Raw genomic sequence first — 19,158 nt, 5'->3', positions numbered from 1 at the left:
AGCCTTATGCAGCCTTGTCGCCGATGCCGAGGCGCATCAGCCTGCGCCGCAGCGGGCCGACGCGATCGAGCAGGTACAGGCCGAAGCCGCGCACGCTCTGCACCGGCACGAGATCGGACAGCAGCGAACGGTTGAGGAGATCGACGGCCGTCATGCGGCCGCTGATGTCGCGCTGGCGCTTGTCCGCATAGCGGGCGAGCACCTCGCGGCTGCCGGGATCGCGCCCCGTCGCCACCGCGTCCGCCGCAAGAGCGACCAGTGCCGCCGCATCCCTGAGGCCGAGATTCAGCCCCTGCGCACCGATGGGCGGCATGATGTGGGCGGCTTCGCTCAAGAGCGCGATGCGGTCGCCGACGAGGCTTTCCGCCGTCTCCGCCGCCAGCGGGAAGGCGCCGCGACCGCCTTCCATCTCGAACCGGCCGAGCACGGAGGAGGCGCGCGCCTCCAGTTCCCGCGCCAGCGCTTCGTCGCTGAGGCCGAGCAGGCGGATGGCCTCGCGCTCGGTGACCACGCAGACGATGGAGGAGCGGTCGCCCGTCAGCGGCACCAGAGTGAAGGGGCCGCTCTCGGTATGGAATTCGGTGGAGGTGTCCTCATGGGGCCGCGTGTGCTGCACGGTGGCGGTGAAGGCCACCTGCGGATAGGCGCGGTTGCGCATCTTGATGCCGGCGGCGGCACGCACCGTCGATTGCCGCCCGTCCGCTCCGGCAACCAGCCGGGCGGCGAGGCGGGTGCCGTCCGCAAGGTTCAGCGTCACAGCATCCGGCCCGAAATCGATGCGCTCCACGGAGGTGCGGGCGATGTGGAGGTTCGGCATCTCCATAGCCGCAGCGAGGAGGCCGTTGCGCAGGGCGTCGTTCTCGATGTTGTAGCCGAAGGCGTCGAGGCCGATCTCGGCCGAGCGGAAGGTGACTTCCGGCGCGCGCACCAGACGGCGGGTGGCATCCGCGATGCGCATGTCGCGCAGCGGCGCGGCGCGAGGCGCGATCTGCGACCAGACGCCGAACTCCTCCAGAATGCGCACCGAGCCTTCCAGCAGCGCCGTGGTGCGGTGATCCGCACCGCGATCGGGGCCGGTGACGAGCGCGGTCGACACACCACGTGCGGCGAGGCCGATGGCGGTGGCAAGCCCGGCGGGGCCCGCGCCGACGACGACCACCTCGTGCATCACGTCGTGTTCCATCGCTGCCTCCTCATGGTCGGATCGGGGGACACTAGAGCCGAGTCTGCCGCGGCGAAAGCTGCGGAGATGCCGCGGATACGTGCGGGAGGAAGCCCCGGACCAGCGCAGGTGCACTTGCGGTCCCGCCGCGTTGCGATCAGCCTTCGCGAATCTGGGGCAGGGGAGTGCGCCGATGTTGGACTGGATCACGTCGCCGGAAGCCTGGGCGGCGCTGGTGACGCTGACGGCGATGGAGATCGTGCTCGGCATCGACAATGTCGTGTTCATCTCGCTGGTGGTGCAGCGCCTTCCGGCCGCCGAGGCGCTGCGGGCGCGGCAGATCGGCCTTTCCGCGGCGCTGCTGCTGCGCATCGGGCTGCTGTTCGCCCTGTCCTGGCTGATCGGCCTTCGGCAGTCGCTCTTCACGGTATTCGGCCACGAATTTTCCTGGCGCGACATCATCCTCATCGGCGGCGGAGCCTTCCTGATCGCCAAGGCGACGTCCGAGATGCATGGCGCCCTCGAAGGCGAGGACGAACCGAGCGAGGAGGCCATCGCCGGCGCGGCCAAGCGGGCCTTCGCCGGGATCGTGGTGCAGGTGATCCTGCTCGATCTCGTCTTCTCGGTGGATTCCATCCTCACCGCCATCGGCATGGCGGAGCACCTCGCCATCATGGTGCTGGCCGTCATCATCGCGGTCGGCATCATGTTCGTGGCCTCCGGCCCGCTCTCCGCCTTCATCGCCACCCACCCCACCACCAAGATGCTGGCGCTCGCCTTCCTGGTGCTGATCGGCGTGACGCTGGTGGCCGACGGCTTCGGCGCCCACATCTCCAAGGGCTACATCTATGCGGCCATGGCCTTCTCGGTGATGGTGGAGGTGCTGAACGTCGCCGCCGCCGGCAGGCGCAGGCGGCGGATCGCGCTGCACAGGGGAGGCGATCAATGAACGCGGACAAGGTTCTGCTGGTCACGGGCGGCAGCCGGGGCATCGGCGCGGCCTGTGTGCGGCGCGCGGCGGAAGCCGGCTACGGGCGCATCGCCATCAACTACACCCGCGACGCGGCGGCGGCGGACGATGTGGCCGCCGAGGCGCGGGCGCTCGGGGCGCAGGTGCTGGTCGTCAAGGGCGACATGGCCCGGCCGAAGGACATCACGCGTCTCTATGAGGAGGTGGACGCCAATCTTGGTGCCGTCACCGACCTCGTGAACAATGCCGGCATCACCGGCCGCGCCGGCCCCTTCGCCGATGCCGACCCGGCCGAGATGGCCCGCGTCATCGATCTCAACGTGACGGGGGCGATCCTCGTGGCGCAGCAGGCGGTACGGCGCATGTCCACCGCGCGGGGCGGCAAGGGCGGCGCCATCGTCAACCTCTCCTCCATGGCGGCGACGCTCGGCTCGGCCGGGGAATATGTCTGGTACGCCGCCAGCAAGGGCGCCATCGACAGCTTCACCCTGGGTCTCGGGCGGGAGGTGGCTCGCGAGGGCATCCGCGTGAACGCCATCGCCCCGGGCCTCATCGCTACCGACATCCACGACGCGAGCGGGGTCGTCGGGCGGCTGGAGCGACTCGCGCCCTCCATCCCCATCGGCCGGCCCGGCACGGCCGAGGAGGTGGCCGAGGCGGTGCTGTTCCTGCTGTCGGAGGCCGCGAGCTATACCACGGGCGCGGTGCTCAAGATCTCGGGAGGCCGCTGAGGCCGCTTGCGGCCCACCCGGCCCGCCCTATGATCCGGGCCATCTCGGGAGGATAGGGGGTGGTGGTCATGGTCCATGCGGTTCAGGTGCATCAGACGGGCGGTCCCGAGGTGCTGACCTATGAAGAGGTGGTGGTTCCCCCGCCGGGGCCGGGCCAGGTGCAGGTGCGCCACACCGCCATCGGCCTCAACTTCATAGACGTCTATTTCCGCACCGGCCTCTACAAGGCCGCCACGATGCCCTTCATTCCCGGCAATGAGGGCGCCGGCGTCGTCGAGGCGGTCGGTCCCGACGTGACCGATTTCCACCCCGGCGATCGCGTGGCCTATGCCATGACCATCGGCGCCTATGCGGAGGTGCGGAACGTCCCCGCCGCTGCGCTCGTCCACCTGCCCGCCGCCATCGACGACCGCACCGCCGCGGCCATGATGCTCAAGGGCATGACGGCGCAGTATCTCGTGCGCCGCACCCACCACATCAAGCCGGGCGACGTGATTCTCGTGCAGGCGGCCGCCGGCGGCGTTGGCCTCATCCTGTGCCAGTGGGCCAAGCACCTCGGCGCCACCGTGATCGGCACTGTCGGCTCCAAGGACAAGGGCGAGCTTGCCCTCGCCAATGGCTGCGACGAGGTGATTCTGTACCGGGACGAGGATTTCGTTCACCGGGTGAAGGAGATCACCTCCGGCAAGCTGTGCGACGTGGTCTATGACGGCGTCGGGCAGGCGACCTATCCCGCCTCCCTCGACTGCCTGAAGCCGCTCGGCCTGTTCGTGAGCTTCGGCAACGCCTCCGGTGCCATCAAGAACTTCGACCTGCTGCACCTGTCGGCCAAGGGCTCGCTGTTCGCGACCCGTCCGACGCTCGCCACCTTCGTCGCCAAGCGCGCCGATCTCATCGCCACCGCCAACGATTTGTTCGAGGCGGTGCTGACCGGGGCGGTAAAGATCCCGATCCATCAGACCTATGCGCTGAAGGACGCGCAGAAGGCGCACCGCGACCTCGAAGGCCGCAACACCACCGGGGCGACGCTGCTTCTGCCATGAGACTGGCGCCTCCCTCTTCCGTATGGGGAGGGGGAGAGAGGCGGATCAAGGCATGCGCGACATTCCCACACCCATGCAGTGACAATGACTTGCGCATCCTGCCCCTCCGCATGATATCTACGGTTCAACAAGGATGGGGTGGGCGCGCTGAGCCCGCTCCGCCGTGCTGCGACGGATCGTTCCGGCCATGATGCGCCAATACGAACTCGTCGAGCGCGTTCGACGGTATAATCCCAACACCGACGAGGCGCTGCTCGACCGCGCCTATGTCTACGCCATGAGGGCGCACGGCAGTCAGCTGCGTGCGTCCGGCGATCCCTATTTCTCCCACCCGCTCGAAGTCGCGGCGATCCTCACCGATCTCAAGCTGGACGATGCCACCATCGTCTCGGCCCTGCTGCACGACACCATCGAGGACACCAGCGCCACCAAGGCGGAGATCGAGCGGCTGTTCGGCCACCAGATCGCGACTCTGGTGGAGGGGCTGACCAAGATCAAGAAGCTCGACCTCGTCTCCAAGCAGGCGAAGCAGGCCGAGAATCTCAGGAAGCTGCTGCTCGCCATCGCCGACGACGTGCGGGTGCTCCTCGTCAAGCTCGCCGACCGCCTCCACAACATGCGCACCCTGAAATGGGTGCCGCCGGAGAAGCGGGACCGGGTGGCGCAGGAGACGCTGGACATCTACGCGCCGCTCGCCGCCCGCATGGGCATGCAGGACATGCGCGAGGAGCTGGAGGATCTCGCCTTCCGCCAGCTCTCCCCGGAAGCCTATGAGAGCATCACCACCCGCGTCTCCGAGCTGAGGCAGTTCAACGGCCCTGTGGTGCAGGAGATCGAGCGGGAGCTGAAGGACGAACTTGAGCGGCGCGGCATCGTCGCCGAGGTCAAGGGGCGGGAGAAGCGGCCTTTTTCCATCTGGGGCAAGATGGAGCGCAAGGCCATCGGCTTCGAACAATTGTCGGACCTGTACGGCTTCCGCGTGCTCGTCTCCTCGGTGGAGGACTGCTACCGGGCGCTGGGCGTCGTCCACACCAAGTGGGCCATCGTGCCCGGCCGCTTCAAGGACTACATCTCCACCCCCAAGCCCAACGACTACCGCTCCCTGCACACGACGGTGGTCGGCCCGCGCCGCCAGCGGGTCGAGATGCAGATCCGCACCAAGGACATGGAGGAGATCGCCGAATACGGCATCGCCGCCCATGCCCTCTACAAGGACGCCTCGGGCGCGCCGGGGGAGATGCTCTCCCACGAAAGCCGCGCCTATGCCTGGCTGCGCAAGACCATCGAGAACCTGTCGCAGGGGCTCTCGCCGGAGGAATTCCTGGAGCACACCAAGCTCGAGCTGTTCCACGATCAGGTGTTCTGCTTCACCCCCAAGGGGCGGCTCATCGCTTTGCCGCGCAAGGCGACGCCCATCGATTTCGCCTATGCCGTGCATACCGACGTGGGCAACACTGCCGTGGGCTGCAAGATCAACGGCACCATCGCGCCGCTGGTGTCGGAGCTGAAGAACGGCGACGAGGTGGAGATCATCACCTCCAAGGCGCAGACGCCGCCGGGGGCGTGGGAAACCATCGCCGTCACCGGCAAGGCGCGCGCCGCCGTGCGCCGCGCCACGCGTGCCGCCGTGCGCGCGCAATATGCCGGCCTCGGCCGCAAGATCACCGAACGCGCCTTCACCCGCGTCGGCAAGCCCTTCACCGAGGATGGGGTGGCCAAGGCTACGCCCCGGCTCGCCCGCGCATCGGCGGAGGATGTGTTCGCCGCCATCGGCCGGGGTGAGATCAAGACCGACGACGTGATCCGCGCCGTCTACCCCGACTGGGTGCCGCCCCGCCCCGAGGAGCGGGCGGAGCGCGCCGCCAGCGGCGAGGGCTGGTTCGAGCTGAAGCGCGGCCATAACCTCAAATTCAAGATTCCCGAGGGCGCCACGTCGGAACGGCTCGACGCCATTCCCATCCGCGGCATCAACGGCGACCTGCCCGTGCGCTTCGCGCCGGACGGCGGGGCCGTGCCCGGGGACCGCATCGTCGGCATTCTCACGCCCGGCGAGGGCATCACCATCTATCCCATCCAGTCGGCGTCGCTGCAGGGGTTCGAGGATGCCCCCGAGCGCTGGCTGGACGTGCGGTGGGATGTGGACGAGCTGTCCGACGGGCGCTTCCCCGCCCGCATCATCGTCACCGCCCGGAACGAACCCGGCTCGCTGGCGCAGATCGCCGGTGCCATCGGCGACCGGGGCGGCAATATCGACGGGCTGCAGATGCATGCCCGCTCGGCGGATTTCCACGAGATGGTGATCGACGTGGAGGTGTTCGACCTCAGGCACCTCAACGCCATCATCGCCGATCTCAAGGCCCGCGAGGTGGTCTCGCAGGTGGAGCGCGTGAACGGCTGAGGCCGGCGCGGATGGGAGCAAGCGAAATGGCGGTGCTGAAGCCGGTGCGGCTCGGGGTGAACGTCGACCACGTGGCGACCGTGCGCAACGCGCGGGGCGGCCTGCTGCCGGATCCGGTGCGCGCCGCCCGTCTCGCCGCCACGGCGGGCGCCGACGGAATCACCGCCCATCTGCGCGAGGACCGGCGCCATATCCGCGACGCCGACATGACGCGGCTGAAGGCCGAGATCGACCTGCCGCTCAATTTCGAGATGGCCGCCACAGAGGAGATGGTCGGCATCGCCGTCTCCGTCCGCCCCAACGCCTGCTGCCTCGTGCCGGAGCGGCGGGAGGAGCGGACCACCGAGGGCGGGCTCGACGCGGCGGGGCTTGCGACCGAACTCGGCCCGCGCATCGCCCGGCTGAAGGCGGCGGGCATCCGCGTCTCGCTCTTCATCGCGGCTGAGGAGAGGCAGATCGCCGCGGCGGCCGCGCTCGGCGCCGATATCGTGGAACTGCATACCGGCGGCTGGTGCGACGCGGTTGCGGAAGGCCGCACGGCCGAGGCGGAAGCCGAGTTCGTGCGTCTCAAGGCCGGCGCGCGGCAGGCAAATGCGCTGGGGCTGGAGGTCCATGCCGGCCACGGGCTCGACTACGCGACAGCAGAACGCATCGCGGCGTTTCCCGAGATCGTGGAGCTGAACATCGGCCATTTCCTCATCGGCGAGGCCATCTTCGTCGGGCTGGAGGCGGCCATCCACACCATGCGGGCGGCCATCGCCGCCGGGCGGGCGGCCGCAGCGGGCGAGGCCGCATGATCCTCGGCATCGGCTCCGACTTCTCCGATGCACGCCGCATCGCCAAATCCATCGAGCGGTTCGGCGACCGGTTCCTGAACCGCGTCTTCACGCCCGTCGAGCGGGCGAAGGCGGATCGGCGGAAGCTGAGGGCGGAGACCTATGCCAAGCGCTTCGCGGCCAAGGAGGCCTGCGCCAAGGCGCTCGGCACCGGGCTGAGCCGGGGCGTGTTCTGGCGCGACATGGGCGTCGTCAACCTGCCGTCCGGCCAGCCGACGCTGGTGCTGACCGGCGGCGCGGCGCAGCGGCTCGCGCAGATGGTGCCGGAGGGATACGAGCCACATATCCACCTTTCCCTCACCGACGAGGGACCGCTCACCGCCGCCTATGTCATCATCTCGGCGGTGCCCCGCTCCGGCGCCTGACGCTGGAGGAGGTCGAGGGCGTGCGTTGCCGGGAGGCCGGGAAGCCTCTATAGGGGCGGTCTTGCCTTTCGAGACCGGCGCGCATCTGCCGGTATCTCCTCAGTTTCGGCGCAGTTTGTCGTACCCTGCGCCTCATTTGGGAAACCTTGGACACCCGATGACCGCGACCAGCGATTCCAAGAAGGACGGCGGCTTTCTCGAAACCGTCCGGGTGATTGTCCACGCGCTGCTGATCGCGCTGGTGATCCGGACCTTCCTCTTCCAGCCGTTCAACATCCCCTCCGGGTCGATGAAGGACACGCTGCTGATCGGCGACTATTTGTTCGTCTCCAAGTACAGCTACGGCTATTCCCACTTCTCGATTCCCTTCTCGCCCAATCTGTTCGCCGGCCGCATCTTCGGGTCCGAGCCGACCCGCGGCGACGTGGTGGTGTTCAAGCTGCCGAAGGACAACGAGACCGACTACATCAAGCGCGTGGTCGGCATGCCCGGCGACAAGATCCAGATGATCAACGGTCTCCTGCACATCAACGGCGTGCCGGTGCAGCGCGAGCGCCTGTCGGACGTGAGCGAGGACGACGGCTCCGGCCGCAAGGTGCCGGTGAAGCGCTGGCGCGAGACGCTGCCGAACGGCGTCTCCTACGAGACGCTGGACCTGGTGGACAACGGCTTCTACGACAACACGCCCGTTTATGAAGTGCCGCTCGGGCACTTCTTCATGATGGGCGACAACCGGGACAATTCCGCCGACAGCCGCGTGCTGAGCCAGGTGGGTTATGTTCCGTTCGAGAATCTCATCGGCAAGGCGCAGCTGATCTTCTTCTCGATCGACGAGGGCGCTTCTGCGTGGCAGGTTTGGACATGGCCTTGGACGGTGCGATGGGATCGGCTGTTCACACGGGTGCATTGAACGGGGCGGGGCAGGATCTCGCCCATCTCGAGGAGCGGATCGGCTACCGCTTCCGCGATCGCTCGATGCTTGAGCTGGCCCTGTCCCACATCAGCGCCGTGAAGGGCGAGGCGCCGCGCCTGCGCTCCTACCAGCGGGTGGAATTCCTGGGCGACCACGTGCTCGGCTCGGTGGTGTCGCACATGCTCTATCTCGCCTTCCCGGAAGGCGAGGAGGGGGAATTGTCGCGCCGGCTCGCCGAGCTGGTGCGCGAGGAAGCCTGCGCCGAGGTCGCCGAGGACATGGACCTCGGCCCGTTCATCCGCCTCGGCCCCGGCGAAAGCCAGTCCGGCGCGCACAAGCGCCGCGCCATCCTCGCCGACGTGGCCGAGGGCGTTGTGGCGGCGGTGTTCCTCGATGGCGGGTATGAGGCGGCCCACGCACTGGTGGAGCGGTTCTGGCGTCCGCGGCTGGAGGCCCCGCGCCGGCCGCTGCGCGATGCCAAGACCGTGCTGCAGGAATGGGCGCAGGCCCGCGGCCTGCCGCCGCCCGTCTATCGCGAGGTGATGCGCTCCGGCCCGGACCACGCGCCCCGTTTCACCGTGGCGGTGGACCTGCCGGGCCTGGCTTCGGCGCAGGCGGATGGCGCCTCCAAGCAGAATGCACAGAAGGCGGCCGCTGCCGCCTTCCTCGTCCGTGAGGGCGTTTGGGAGAAGGACGAGGCCTGATGGCACCGAGGAAGAAGGCGGGCGCCGACACGGCCGCCCCGGATCAACACCCTGCCGTTGCGGAAGAGGAGGCCCTCGCCGCCGCCGCGCCGCACGAGGATGTCGCCGAAGACGATATCGTCGAGGACGAACTCTCCGATGATCTTCCGGACGACGATCTTCCGGAGGACGACGAGGACGATGATTTCGACGACGAGCTGGATCGCGCCGAGCGCGCTCCTCTTGCGCCGCTCCAAGGTCCGACACGCTGCGGCTTCGTCGCTCTGCTGGGCGCTCCCAATGCCGGCAAGTCCACGCTGACCAATGCGCTGGTCGGAACCAAGGTGTCCATCGTCTCCCACAAGGTGCAGACGACGCGCTCCATCGTGCGCGGCATCGCGCTGGACGGCGCGGCGCAGGTGGTGCTGGTGGACACACCCGGCATCTTCGCGCCCAAGCGCCGGCTGGAGCGGGCCATGGTGTCGAGCGCCTGGACCCACGCCGCCGACGCCGACGTGATCGCGTTGCTGGTGGATGCCAACCGCGGTCTCGACGAGGATATCGAGGCGCTGCTCGGCCAGTTGAAGGACATCCGCAAGCCGCGCGCGCTGATCCTCAACAAGATCGACCTGATCCGCCGCGACAGCCTTCTGGCGCTCGCCGCCGCGATCACCGAGCGGGCGCCGTTCGACCGGGTGTTCATGGTCTCCGCGCTCACCGGCGACGGCGTGAACGACGTCCGCCGCTGGTTCGCCGAGACGGTGCCGGAAGGCCCTTGGCTCTATCCCGAGGATCAGGTTTCGGATGCGCCCATGCGCATGCTCGCGGCCGAGATCACCCGCGAGAAGATGTTCCTGCGCCTGCACGACGAACTGCCCTACCGCTCCACGGTGGAAACCGAGAGCTGGAAGGAATTGCGCAACGGCTCCGTCCGCATCGAGCAGACGATCTTCGTGGAGCGCGAAAGCCAGCGGAAGATCGTGCTCGGCAAGGGTGGAAACACCATCAAGACCATCTCGACCGAATCCCGGAAGGAGATCTCCGAGATCATCGAACAGCCCGTGCATCTCTTCCTGTTCGTGAAGGTGCGCGAAAGCTGGGCGGATGATCCCGAGCGCTACCGCGAGATGGGACTGGAGTTTCCCAAGGGCGGCTAAGCATGGCGCCGTGCGTTTGCGAAAGCGCAAGGCTGGATTGCGATCTTACGGCTGGATGTGGGCATTCATGCACGGCATAACCGGTGGCGAACCCAACGGGGAGACGTGTCATGTCGAAGCCAGTCGTCGCGATCGTGTATCACTCGGGCTACGGCCACACCAAGGTGTTGGCTGAATCCGTGCTCGCCGGCATCAAGGAAGTCGATGCGGTCGAGGGCGTCCTCGTCTCCGTGGACGAAGTGGACGAGAAGTGGGACGTGCTGGACGGCGCCGCCGCCATCATCTTCGGCGCGCCGATCTACATGGGCAACGTCTCCGCCGGCTTCCAGGCGTTCGCGGAGAAGTCCTCCAAGCGCTGGTTCGAGATGAAGTGGAAGGACAAGCTGGCCGCCGGCTTCGTCAATTCCGGCGCGCAGAACGGTGACAAGCATCAGGGCATCCATGCGATGTTCGGCCTGTCGCAGCAGCACGGCATGGTCTGGGTGGGCCTCGGCCTCCATCCCGGCAACAACAATTCCAAGGGCTCGCTGGAAGACCTGAACCGCCTCGGCGGCTTCGCCGGCGCCTATGCCCAGTCCAACATCGATGAAGGCCCGGACGTGGTGCCGCCCGCCACCGACCGCCGCACCGCCGCCCATCTCGGCCGCCGCGTTGCCGAGGCGACCGTGCGCTGGACCAGCGGCGCCTGAAAATTGCCATCTGCGGCGCGCCTGCGTCTCGCGTCTTCCCCGCTTCCGCTTGCTGCGGCGGCGGGGTAATGGGGGCGGAACGTTAGCGCCGCGGAGGAATCGCGATGAGTGACCGGAGCCTGCTCGTGGTGGTGCTCGCCGCCGGGGAAGGGACGCGCATGAAGTCGCGCCTCCCCAAGGTGCTCCACAAGGTCGCCGGCCGCACCATGCTCCACCATGTGCTGGCGGCGACCCGTGCCGCCGGCGCCACCCGCACCGCCGTGGTGGTCGGCCCCGGTCGCGAGGATGTGGCTGCCGAGGCGACGCGCATCGTGCCGGACGCGCAGGTGTTCGTGCAGACCGAGCGGCTCGGCACCGCCCACGCCGTGCTCGCCGCCCGCGCCGCGCTGGAACAGGGCGCCGACGACGTGCTCGTGCTCTATGCCGACACCCCGCTGGTGCGTCCCGAAACCCTCGCCCGTCTGCGCGCCCCGCTGGCCGAGGGCGCTGCCGTCGCCGCGCTCGGCTTCGAGCCGGAAGACCCCACCGGCTACGGCCGCCTCGTCACCTCCGGCGACGAACTCGTCGCCATCCGCGAGGAGAAGGACGCGACCGCCGCCGAGAAGGCGGTTCGCTTCTGCAATGCCGGGCTGATGGCGCTCTCGGGCAAGGATGCGCTTTCCATCCTCGACCGCATCGGCAACGCCAATTCCAAGGGCGAATTTTATCTCACCGACGCCGTCGAGATCGCCCGCGCCGACGGGCGCGCCTCGGTCGCGGCAAAGGCGGATGTGGACGAGGTGGCCGGCGTCAACAGCCGCATCCAGCTCGCCGAGGCCGAAGCCATTCTGCAAAAGCGCCTGCGGCTCGCCGCCATGGCCGAAGGCGTTACGCTGATCGCGCCGGAGACGGTGTTCTTCTCCGCCGACACCGTGCTTGGCCGCGACGTGATCGTGGAGCCCAACGTGGTGTTCGGGCCGGGCGTGACGGTGGGCGACGACGTGGTGATCCACGCCTTCTGCCACCTCGAAGGCGCGCAGCTTGCACCGGGCGTCTCGATCGGTCCCTACGCGCGGCTGCGGCCGGGCACGCGGCTGGATGAGGGCGTGCGCATCGGCAATTTCGTGGAGACCAAGGCCGCCCATATCGAGAGCGGCGCCAAGGTGAACCACCTCTCCTACGTGGGCGACGCCCATGTGGGCGCGGGCGCCAATCTCGGCGCCGGCACCATCACCTGCAACTATGACGGCTTCTCCAAGTATCGCACCGAGATCGGCGCGGGTGCCTTCATCGGCGTCAATTCGGCGCTGGTGGCCCCGGTGAAGATCGGGGCGGGGGCCTATGTGGGCACCGGCGCCGTCATCACCTCGGATGTGCCGGAGGATGCCCTCGCCATCGCCCGCAGCCGGCAGGTGGTGAAGGACGGCTGGGCGAGGGATTTCCGCGCCGCCCGGGCCGACGCGAAGAAGAAGTAGCTTTCGCCTGACACCAACGGAAAGGCGATGTGATTCCGGCTCCGGCCCCGTGGAGGTTAGGACTTGCGGGTTAGGAACGGTCCATTCAGTTTTTGCAGTGCACCTTGGGCGCGACAATCAGCCGGGCCCAACCGGGGCGCCGCCAACATCGGAGCTAGATCGCATGTGCGGGATCGTCGGCATTCTGGGGAAGAGCGCCGTCGCGGACAAGGTGGTCGAATCCCTCCGGCGCCTGGAATACCGCGGCTATGATTCCGCCGGCATCGCGACACTGGAGAACGGGCACCTCGAGATCTGCCGTGCCGAAGGCAAGCTGCGCAATCTCGAGACCAAGCTCGACAAGCACCCGCTCAAGGGCCACGCCGGCATCGGACACACCCGCTGGGCGACCCATGGCAAGCCCTCCGAGCGCAATGCCCATCCCCACGGCACCAAGCGCGTGGCGGTGGTCCACAACGGCATCATCGAGAATTTCCGCGAGCTGAAGGAAGAGCTGAAGGCCGCAGGCGTCACCTTCAGGAGCGACACGGACACCGAGGTCGTCGCCCAGCTGGTGGACCGCGAGCTGCTCTCCGGCAAGGAGCCGGTGGCGGCGGTGGCGTCCGTGCTGCCGCGCCTCAAGGGCGCCTTCGCCCTCGGTTTCCTGTTCGACGGCAAGACCGACCTGTTGATCGCCGCCCGCCGCGGTTCTCCGCTCGCCATCGGCTACGGCAATGGCGAGATGTTCCTCGGTTCGGACGCCATCGCCCTTGGCCCGTTCACCGATCGCATTGCCTATCTGGAAGAGGGCGACTGGGCGGTGCTCACCCGCGAGGGCGCGGAAATCCGCGACGAGACGGGGCGCATCGTGGAGCGCGCGGTGCAGAAGGTGCCGGCCGGCGCCCTGCTCGTGGACAAGGGCAACCATCGCCACTTCATGGCGAAGGAGATCTACGAGCAGCCCGAGGTCATCTCCCACACCTTCGGCCATTATCTCGATCTCGACACCGAGACCGTCTGCCTGCCCGAGCTGCCGTTCGACCCGAAGGAGGTGCAACACATCTCCATCACGGCGTGCGGCACCGCGCTCTATGCGGGCGCAGTGGCGGAATACTGGCTGGAGCGGTTCGGCCGCGTGCCGGTCTCCACCGACATCGCATCCGAGTTCCGCTACCGCGAGACGCCGCTGGCGCCGGGTGGCGTCACCATCGTCATCTCCCAGTCGGGCGAGACGGCGGACACGTTGGCCTCCCTGCGCTACGCCAAGGAGTGCGGGCAGAAGGTGGTGGCCGTGGTGAACGTGCCCACCTCCACCATCGCCCGCGAGGCGGACGTGGTGCTGCCCATTCTCGCCGGTCCTGAAATCGGCGTCGCCTCCACCAAGGCGTTCACCTGCCAGCTGGCGACGCTGGCCTGCCTGTCCGTCGCGTTCGGCCGCGCCAAGGGCGTGTTGTCGGCGGATGACGAGCACAAGCTGGTGCGCGCCTTCATGGAAGTGCCGCGCCTCATGACGGAGGCGCTGAAGCTCTCCCCGGAGATCGAGGTGCTCGCCCGCACCCTCGCGAAGGCCCGGGACGTGCTCTATCTCGGCCGCGGAACGAACTATCCGCTGTCGCTGGAAGGGGCGCTGAAGCTCAAGGAAATCTCCTACATCCACGCCGAGGGCTATGCCGGCGGCGAGCTGAAGCACGGCCCCATCGCCCTCATCGACGAGAAGATGCCGGTGGTGGTCATCGCCCCCCACGACCGCATCTTCGACAAGACCGTCTCCAACATGGAGGAGGTGGCGGCGCGCGGCGGCAAGATCATCCTCGTCACCGACCCCAAGGGGGCCGAGGCGGCGCCGGTGAATGCGGTGCAGAAGCTGATCCTGCCCGAGATGCCGGCGACCGTGTGCCCGATGGTCTATTCCATCCCGGTCCAGCTGATCGCCTACCATACGGCGGTCATCATGGGCACGGATGTGGACCAGCCGCGCAACCTCGCCAAGTCCGTCACCGTGGAATAGGCCGTCACGGTGGAATAGTCGGCGACGGTGGCCTGGTCCGGCGCGGGTGGCACAATCCACCCGTGCCCCTCGAAATCTGTTGCGCCGATATCGATTCGGGTCCTTCATTTTCTCACACAACCAACGCTCGAGCCTGGGTGCGGACGCCGGTCAATGCCTGCTGCGACGTTCCCTATCTTCATGAATGCCGTGGTGGCGGCTCTGTTCGCCGCGAGCTATCTCGCGTTGGCGCTGCTTCATCGCGGCTACACGGCGCCGCTCTGGTTCGCCGCCAGCTTCGGCGCCATCGTCATCACGCCGCTGGCGATGCTGGCGCAGTCCTACACCGGCTGGATCGTCCTGTTCGCGCCGGTGATCTACCTCTCCTTCGCGACGTGCCTCATCCTGATGGTGCCGGGGCTGGCCGTGCTCTACCGCAAGCCCATCCCGTTGGGGCTGGTCGCGGTCCTTGGCGTCGTGACGGTGCTCAGCGCCGCGCTGGCGCTGCAACTGACCGTGAACATGTTCGTCCGGGTGGTCAGCTATCAACTGCCGTTCGTGGTCGCGACGGCAGCGAGCTGCTGGGTGGTTCTGCGGGACAGCCCGCGCCGGCTGCGTGATCTCCTGCTCGCCGGCCTGTTCGCGCTGCTGTGCATGCACGTGCCGCTCAAGGCCGCGCTGGCCGTCAGCCTGCATACCGGGCCGCACCAGATCAACTACATGGACACGCCGTTCGCGGTGGTGGCCCAGGTCAGCACCGGCCTCCTGATGGTGGCGACGGGATTCCTGATTCTGGTGATCTCCGTGCTGGAACTGGTGCGGGAGACGCAGGAGGTGGCGGATACGGACGCCCTGTCCGGCCTCCTGAACCGCCGCGGGTTCGAGCAGCGCGCTTCAGATCTGGTGCACAGGCAGTCCGGGGCGGCGCCATTCGCGCTGCTGCTCATCGATATCGACCACTTCAAGGCCATCAACGATACGTTCGGCCATGGCGTGGGCGACCAGACCATCCGCGGTTTCGGCGGCATGCTGCAGCACACGCTGCCGCAATCGGCGCTCATCGGCCGGGTGGGGGGCGAGGAGTTCGCCATCCTGCTGGAGCGCGCCTCGCCCGAGATGGCGCGGCTGCAGGCGGAATCGGTGCGCCTCGCCATCATCGGCCATGAGGAGACGGACGTGCCGCCCTTCACCGTCAGCATCGGCGTCGCGCTGGCTTCGCGGGCCGAGCCGCTCGCGGCTACGTTCGAGCGGGCGGATGCCGCCCTCTACGAGGCGAAGCGGTCCGGCCGCAATCGGGTCTGCTGCGCGGAAGAGGAATTCCTGCCCGACAACGTGGTGCCCCTGCGTCGTTGAGAGAGCTCGCGCTACCGGTTCGGCCGGGTCGCGATGAAGATCGCCAGCAGGATGAACAGCACGCCGAGGAACGCGAGCACGAAGATCGGCGCGCCGAGATACCAGCTGCCGGTGAAGGTGCCGACGAAGCTTGCCAGCGCGAACAGCTTCACCAGGGGCGGGATGGCCCCGGTCTCCCGCCACCGAACCACGCCGGGGCCGAGCCAGCGGTGATTGAGGAGCCACGCCTCGAACTTCGGCGACGAGCGGGTGAAGCACCAGGCGGCGAGGATCAGGAAGACCGTGCCCGGCAGCATGGGCACCACCATGCCGATGGCGCCGATGACCAGGAAGACGAACCCCGCCGCGAACAGCAGCTTGCGATAGATGGCGTCGCGGCTCCAGCGCCCTGCCGCCAGCATCTCACTCTGCGTCAGCTCCCTCTGCGCCGTCGGGGCAGGCGGAGGAGGGGCAGATGCATCGTCGTCGGCGGCCATCGCGGGACCATGGCGCCTCATCCGGCGGAGAGCAAGCGCACGGCCGCATCCCGTTCCTGCAGGTGCAGCAGCGTGTGCAGCACCCGCGCGCCGGGGGCGACAAGGTCGGGATCGGCCCGCACCTGCGCCGCCGCCGCGTTGCGGGCGGCCTCCACCTCGCCGCCGTGCCATTCCATGCGGGCGAGGCGGAAGCCGGGCAGGCCACTTTGCCGCGTGCCCAGCACGTCACCCTCGCCGCGCAGCCGCAGATCCTCCTCCGCGAGGCGGAACCCGTCCTGGCTCTCCCGCAGGATGGCCAAGCGGGCCTTCGCGGTTTCGCCCAGCGGGTGACGGTAGAGCAGCAGGCACACGGACGGCTTGTCGCCGCGCCCCACCCGCCCGCGCAACTGGTGCAGCTGGGCGAGGCCGAAGCGCTCGGCATGCTCGATGACCATGACGGTGGCCTCCGGCACGTTCACGCCCACCTCGATCACCGTCGTAGCGACGAGCAGCCGCGTCTCCCCGCGGGCGAAGCGGGCCATGGCCTCGTCCTTGGCGGCGCCGGACATGCGCCCGTGCACCAGCCCGACCGATGCGCCGAAGACGGATTGCAGCGTCTCGTAGCGCTCTGTGGCGGCGGCGAGGTCGGAGGTGTCGGTCTCCTCCACCAGCGGGCAGATCCAGTAGGCGCGGGCACCGGATGCCAATGCCCGGCCGACGCCTGCCACCACCTCATCCAGCCGGTCGAGGGGCAAGGCGCGGGTGTCGATGGCCTGACGGCCCGGCGGCTTCTCCCGCAGCTCGCTGGACTCCATGTCGCCGAACAGGGTGAGGACGAGGGTGCGGGGAATGGGGGTCGCCGTCATCACCAGCATGTCCACCGCCTCGCCCTTGCGGGCCAGCGTCAGCCGCTGCTCGACGCCGAAGCGATGCTGCTCGTCCACCACGGCGAGGGCGAGGTCGCGGAAGATCACGTCGTCCTGGATGAGTGCATGGGTGCCCACCACCAGATCGGTGCGGCCGAAGGCCAGCTCCGTGAGCACGGCCTCGCGGGCACGCCCCTTCTCCCGGCCGGTGAGGATGGCCGTGGAGAGCCCGGCCGCGGCGGCCAGCGGCGCGATGGTCTCGTGATGCTGGCGGGCGAGGATCTCGGTGGGCGCCATCAGTGCCGTCTGCCGGCCGGCCTCGGCCACCGTGGCGGCGGCCATCAGGGCGACCACCGTCTTTCCGGAACCCACGTCGCCCTGGAGCAGGCGCAGCATCCGCGTGTCGGCCGCAAGGTCGGCGCGAATGGCGGCGATGGCCTGCTCCTGCGCGCCGGTGAGCGTGAAGGGGAGGGCGGCGGCGAGCCGAGCCGAGATGTGTCCATCCCCGATGGTGGCGCGCCCGCCGGCCTTCTCCTCCTGCGCCCGGACGAGGGCGAGGGTGAGCTGGTGGGCCAGCAACTCGTCGAAGGCGAGCCGGCGCCACGGCCCGCCGGCCGGCGTCGCCTCGTGGGGGGAGGCCGGCTTGTGCAGGCGCATGAGCGCCTCCCGGAAGGACGGCCAGCCCCGCGCTGCGCGAACGTCGTCCGGAATCCACTCGGGCAGGTCGGGCACGCGCTGAAGCGCCGCCTCGATGGCCCGGCGCAGATGCCCGGAGGCGAGGCCCTCCACCAGCGGATAGACCTGCTCCACCGCCGGCAGCCGCTCGACTCCGGCGGCATCGAGGATGCGGTCCGGGTGGGTCATCTGCCGCATCCCGTCATAGATGGAGATGCGGCCGCACAACCAGCGCTTGGCTCCGACCGGCAGCATCCGCTCGATGCGCGCGGGCTCGATCTTGAAATGCACCACCACCATGTCGCCGCTGGCATCGGACACATAGGTGCGGTGCGGCGCCCGGCTGCCGGGCGGCGGCGGCTGGTGGGCGTCCACCGTCACTTCAACCGTCACGTCGGTCTCGGGAACGGCCTCTGCGAGCAGGGGGCGGGCGCGGCGGTCAACGAAGCCGGACGGCATGTGGAACAGCAGGTCGATCACCCGCGGCATGTCCCGGCCCAGCAGGCGCGCATACGGCTTCATCAGCTTGGGGCCGATGCCGGAGAGGCTGTCGAGGGTTGCGAAGAGGGGGGACAGGACGTCGGGGCGCATGGCGGCGCGAGGGTGTCCGATCGGCCGTTGCGGCGCAAGCCGGGGCGGCGCGCCGGATGGGAAGATGGTGGAAAGGCACCGGCTGGAGATCGGCGGCAATCTGCTATAGGTTTCAACAGTTAGGCGGAGATGGACACCGGGATGAGTACCGGCGAGGGCGACGGCGAGCAGGCGGAACGTGCGGCTTTCATCCTCCGGCTGCGCCAGCGTGGGATCAGGGATCTCGCGGTGCTGCGCGCCATCGAGCTGGTGCCGCGACCATTGTTCGTGGATCCCATGATGCGCCGCCACGCCTATGACGACGTGGCGCTGCCCATCGCCTGCGGCCAGACCATGTCGCAGCCGAGCCTCGTCGCCGCCATGACGGAAGCCCTTGGCGTCACGGCTGACCAGACGGTTCTGGAGGTGGGCACCGGCTCCGGCTATCAGGCCGCCGTGCTCTCCCATCTCGCCGCCCGCGTGGTGACGGTGGACCGCTATCGCTCCCTCGTCAGCGAGGCGCAGACGCGCTTCGAGGTGCTCGGCCTGCGTAACGTCACCGCCTATGTGGGCGATGGCATGAACGGCATGCCGGCCCGCGCGCCGTTCGACCGCATCCTCGTCACCGCCGCGGCACCCGACATCCCCCCAGCGCTGATGGATCAGCTCAAGCTCGGCGGCGTCATCGTCGCGCCCCTCGGCGCGCCGGAGGAGGTGCAGACGCTCGTCCGCATCGTCAAGGAGCAGTCGGGCCGCAGCCGCACCGACCTGATGAAGGTGCGCTTTGTACCGCTCGTTCCGGGCGCCGCGGCCACACTCTGAGCGAAAGCATCGCTTTCACCGTACCCTGGTGCCGAAGCCCGTTGCAGGAG

At 68.6% G+C, this 19,158-nt stretch carries 17 protein-coding genes; 14 read left to right on the top strand and 3 right to left on the bottom strand.

What is annotated here, in order from left to right:
* Positions 1-4 precede the first annotated feature (4 nt).
* The gene (locus XAN126_RS0113965; RefSeq protein WP_024279209.1) at positions 5-1,183 is read right to left on the bottom strand and encodes a UbiH/UbiF family hydroxylase; all 1,179 of its coding nucleotides are present in this window, start codon (positions 1,181-1,183) and stop codon (positions 5-7) included.
* A gap of 172 nt (positions 1,184-1,355) precedes the next feature.
* Here XAN126_RS0113965 and XAN126_RS0113960 point away from each other — a divergent pair, with 172 nt between their 5' ends.
* The 13 genes from XAN126_RS0113960 (at position 1,356) to XAN126_RS27200 (ending at position 15,720) form a co-directional block, all read left to right on the top strand.
* Positions 1,356-2,111: a TerC family protein gene (locus XAN126_RS0113960; protein ID WP_024279208.1), complete on the top strand. Its 756-nt coding sequence runs from the start codon at positions 1,356-1,358 to the stop codon at positions 2,109-2,111.
* Positions 2,108-2,863: an SDR family oxidoreductase gene (locus tag XAN126_RS0113955; RefSeq protein ID WP_024279207.1), complete on the top strand. Its 756-nt coding sequence runs from the start codon at positions 2,108-2,110 to the stop codon at positions 2,861-2,863. The genes XAN126_RS0113960 and XAN126_RS0113955 overlap by 4 nt, the downstream gene beginning before the upstream one ends.
* A 68-nt stretch (positions 2,864-2,931) precedes the next feature.
* Positions 2,932-3,906, top strand: a complete 975-nt coding sequence (locus XAN126_RS0113950) for a quinone oxidoreductase (protein WP_024279206.1) — start codon at positions 2,932-2,934, stop codon at positions 3,904-3,906.
* Positions 3,907-4,093: 187 nt separating this feature from the next.
* A complete protein-coding gene (locus XAN126_RS0113945; protein ID WP_024279205.1) occupies positions 4,094-6,304 on the top strand; it encodes a bifunctional (p)ppGpp synthetase/guanosine-3',5'-bis(diphosphate) 3'-pyrophosphohydrolase in 2,211 nt (736 codons plus the stop codon).
* 26 nt (positions 6,305-6,330) lie between these two features.
* Positions 6,331-7,101, top strand: a complete 771-nt coding sequence (locus XAN126_RS0113940) for a pyridoxine 5'-phosphate synthase (protein WP_024279204.1) — start codon at positions 6,331-6,333, stop codon at positions 7,099-7,101.
* Positions 7,098-7,505 (top strand): holo-ACP synthase, encoded by a 408-nt coding sequence (acpS, locus tag XAN126_RS0113935; protein ID WP_024279203.1) that lies wholly within the window; start codon positions 7,098-7,100, stop codon positions 7,503-7,505. The genes XAN126_RS0113940 and acpS overlap by 4 nt, the downstream gene beginning before the upstream one ends.
* 157 nt (positions 7,506-7,662) lie before the next feature.
* Complete coding sequence (gene lepB, locus XAN126_RS0113930) at positions 7,663-8,415, top strand: signal peptidase I (RefSeq protein WP_024279202.1); 753 nt, start codon at positions 7,663-7,665, stop codon at positions 8,413-8,415.
* Entirely contained in the window at positions 8,385-9,122 is a 738-nt protein-coding gene (gene rnc, locus XAN126_RS0113925) for a ribonuclease III (RefSeq protein WP_051460874.1), read from the top strand. The genes lepB and rnc overlap by 31 nt, the downstream gene beginning before the upstream one ends.
* Positions 9,122-10,258 (top strand): GTPase Era, encoded by a 1,137-nt coding sequence (gene era, locus XAN126_RS0113920; protein WP_024279200.1) that lies wholly within the window; start codon positions 9,122-9,124, stop codon positions 10,256-10,258. The genes rnc and era overlap by 1 nt, the downstream gene beginning before the upstream one ends.
* A 110-nt stretch (positions 10,259-10,368) precedes the next feature.
* Positions 10,369-10,947: a flavodoxin family protein gene (locus XAN126_RS0113915; RefSeq protein WP_024279199.1), complete on the top strand. Its 579-nt coding sequence runs from the start codon at positions 10,369-10,371 to the stop codon at positions 10,945-10,947.
* A gap of 104 nt (positions 10,948-11,051) precedes the next feature.
* Entirely contained in the window at positions 11,052-12,401 is a 1,350-nt protein-coding gene (gene glmU, locus XAN126_RS0113910) for a bifunctional UDP-N-acetylglucosamine diphosphorylase/glucosamine-1-phosphate N-acetyltransferase GlmU (protein ID WP_024279198.1), read from the top strand.
* Positions 12,402-12,564: 163 nt separating this feature from the next.
* Positions 12,565-14,388 carry a glutamine--fructose-6-phosphate transaminase (isomerizing) gene (glmS, locus tag XAN126_RS0113905; protein WP_024279197.1) on the top strand — a complete coding sequence of 608 codons (1,824 nt, stop codon included), beginning with the start codon at positions 12,565-12,567 and terminating at the stop codon, positions 14,386-14,388.
* A gap of 153 nt (positions 14,389-14,541) precedes the next feature.
* A complete protein-coding gene (locus XAN126_RS27200; protein WP_024279196.1) occupies positions 14,542-15,720 on the top strand; it encodes a GGDEF domain-containing protein in 1,179 nt (392 codons plus the stop codon).
* 11 nt (positions 15,721-15,731) lie between these two features.
* On the opposite strand, the gene XAN126_RS0113895 is transcribed toward XAN126_RS27200, so the two are convergent.
* Together XAN126_RS0113895 and recG are read right to left on the bottom strand one after the other, a co-directional pair.
* The gene (locus XAN126_RS0113895) at positions 15,732-16,121 is read right to left on the bottom strand and encodes a YbaN family protein (RefSeq protein ID WP_024279195.1); all 390 of its coding nucleotides are present in this window, start codon (positions 16,119-16,121) and stop codon (positions 15,732-15,734) included.
* Positions 16,122-16,213: 92 nt separating this feature from the next.
* The gene (gene recG, locus XAN126_RS0113890) at positions 16,214-18,307 is read right to left on the bottom strand and encodes an ATP-dependent DNA helicase RecG (RefSeq protein ID WP_024279194.1); all 2,094 of its coding nucleotides are present in this window, start codon (positions 18,305-18,307) and stop codon (positions 16,214-16,216) included.
* A 141-nt stretch (positions 18,308-18,448) separates the two neighbouring features.
* On the opposite strand from recG, the gene XAN126_RS0113885 reads away from it, so the two are divergent.
* A complete protein-coding gene (locus tag XAN126_RS0113885) occupies positions 18,449-19,108 on the top strand; it encodes a protein-L-isoaspartate(D-aspartate) O-methyltransferase (protein WP_024279193.1) in 660 nt (219 codons plus the stop codon).
* The last annotated feature ends 50 nt before the right edge of the window (positions 19,109-19,158 follow it).

The sequence above is a fragment of the Xanthobacter sp. 126 genome, from assembly GCF_000526175.1.
Classification (GTDB): domain Bacteria; phylum Pseudomonadota; class Alphaproteobacteria; order Rhizobiales; family Xanthobacteraceae; genus Xanthobacter; species Xanthobacter aminoxidans.
Note: the sequence above shows the minus strand (reverse complement) of the source record. Positions and strands in the feature narration are given on the sequence as shown.

Bases quoted from the DNA above. Each gene is read 5' to 3' on its own strand.
- XAN126_RS0113950 (WP_024279206.1), top strand. From the start codon at position 2,932: ATGGTCCATGCGGTTCAGGTGCATCAGACGGGCGGTCCCGAGGTGCTG.
- rnc (WP_051460874.1), top strand. From the start codon at position 8,385: ATGGGATCGGCTGTTCACACGGGTGCATTGAACGGGGCGGGGCAGGAT.
- XAN126_RS0113940 (WP_024279204.1), top strand. From the start codon at position 6,331: ATGGCGGTGCTGAAGCCGGTGCGGCTCGGGGTGAACGTCGACCACGTG.
- glmS (WP_024279197.1), top strand. From the start codon at position 12,565: ATGTGCGGGATCGTCGGCATTCTGGGGAAGAGCGCCGTCGCGGACAAG.
- acpS (WP_024279203.1), top strand. From the start codon at position 7,098: ATGATCCTCGGCATCGGCTCCGACTTCTCCGATGCACGCCGCATCGCC.
- XAN126_RS0113945 (WP_024279205.1), top strand. From the start codon at position 4,094: ATGATGCGCCAATACGAACTCGTCGAGCGCGTTCGACGGTATAATCCC.
- recG (WP_024279194.1), bottom strand. From the start codon at position 18,307: ATGCGCCCCGACGTCCTGTCCCCCCTCTTCGCAACCCTCGACAGCCTC.
- XAN126_RS0113955 (WP_024279207.1), top strand. From the start codon at position 2,108: ATGAACGCGGACAAGGTTCTGCTGGTCACGGGCGGCAGCCGGGGCATC.
- lepB (WP_024279202.1), top strand. From the start codon at position 7,663: ATGACCGCGACCAGCGATTCCAAGAAGGACGGCGGCTTTCTCGAAACC.
- XAN126_RS0113895 (WP_024279195.1), bottom strand. From the start codon at position 16,121: ATGCTGGCGGCAGGGCGCTGGAGCCGCGACGCCATCTATCGCAAGCTG.
- XAN126_RS0113915 (WP_024279199.1), top strand. From the start codon at position 10,369: ATGTCGAAGCCAGTCGTCGCGATCGTGTATCACTCGGGCTACGGCCAC.
- XAN126_RS27200 (WP_024279196.1), top strand. From the start codon at position 14,542: ATGCCTGCTGCGACGTTCCCTATCTTCATGAATGCCGTGGTGGCGGCT.
- XAN126_RS0113965 (WP_024279209.1), bottom strand. From the start codon at position 1,183: ATGGAACACGACGTGATGCACGAGGTGGTCGTCGTCGGCGCGGGCCCC.
- glmU (WP_024279198.1), top strand. From the start codon at position 11,052: ATGAGTGACCGGAGCCTGCTCGTGGTGGTGCTCGCCGCCGGGGAAGGG.
- era (WP_024279200.1), top strand. From the start codon at position 9,122: ATGGCACCGAGGAAGAAGGCGGGCGCCGACACGGCCGCCCCGGATCAA.
- XAN126_RS0113960 (WP_024279208.1), top strand. From the start codon at position 1,356: ATGTTGGACTGGATCACGTCGCCGGAAGCCTGGGCGGCGCTGGTGACG.
- XAN126_RS0113885 (WP_024279193.1), top strand. From the start codon at position 18,449: ATGAGTACCGGCGAGGGCGACGGCGAGCAGGCGGAACGTGCGGCTTTC.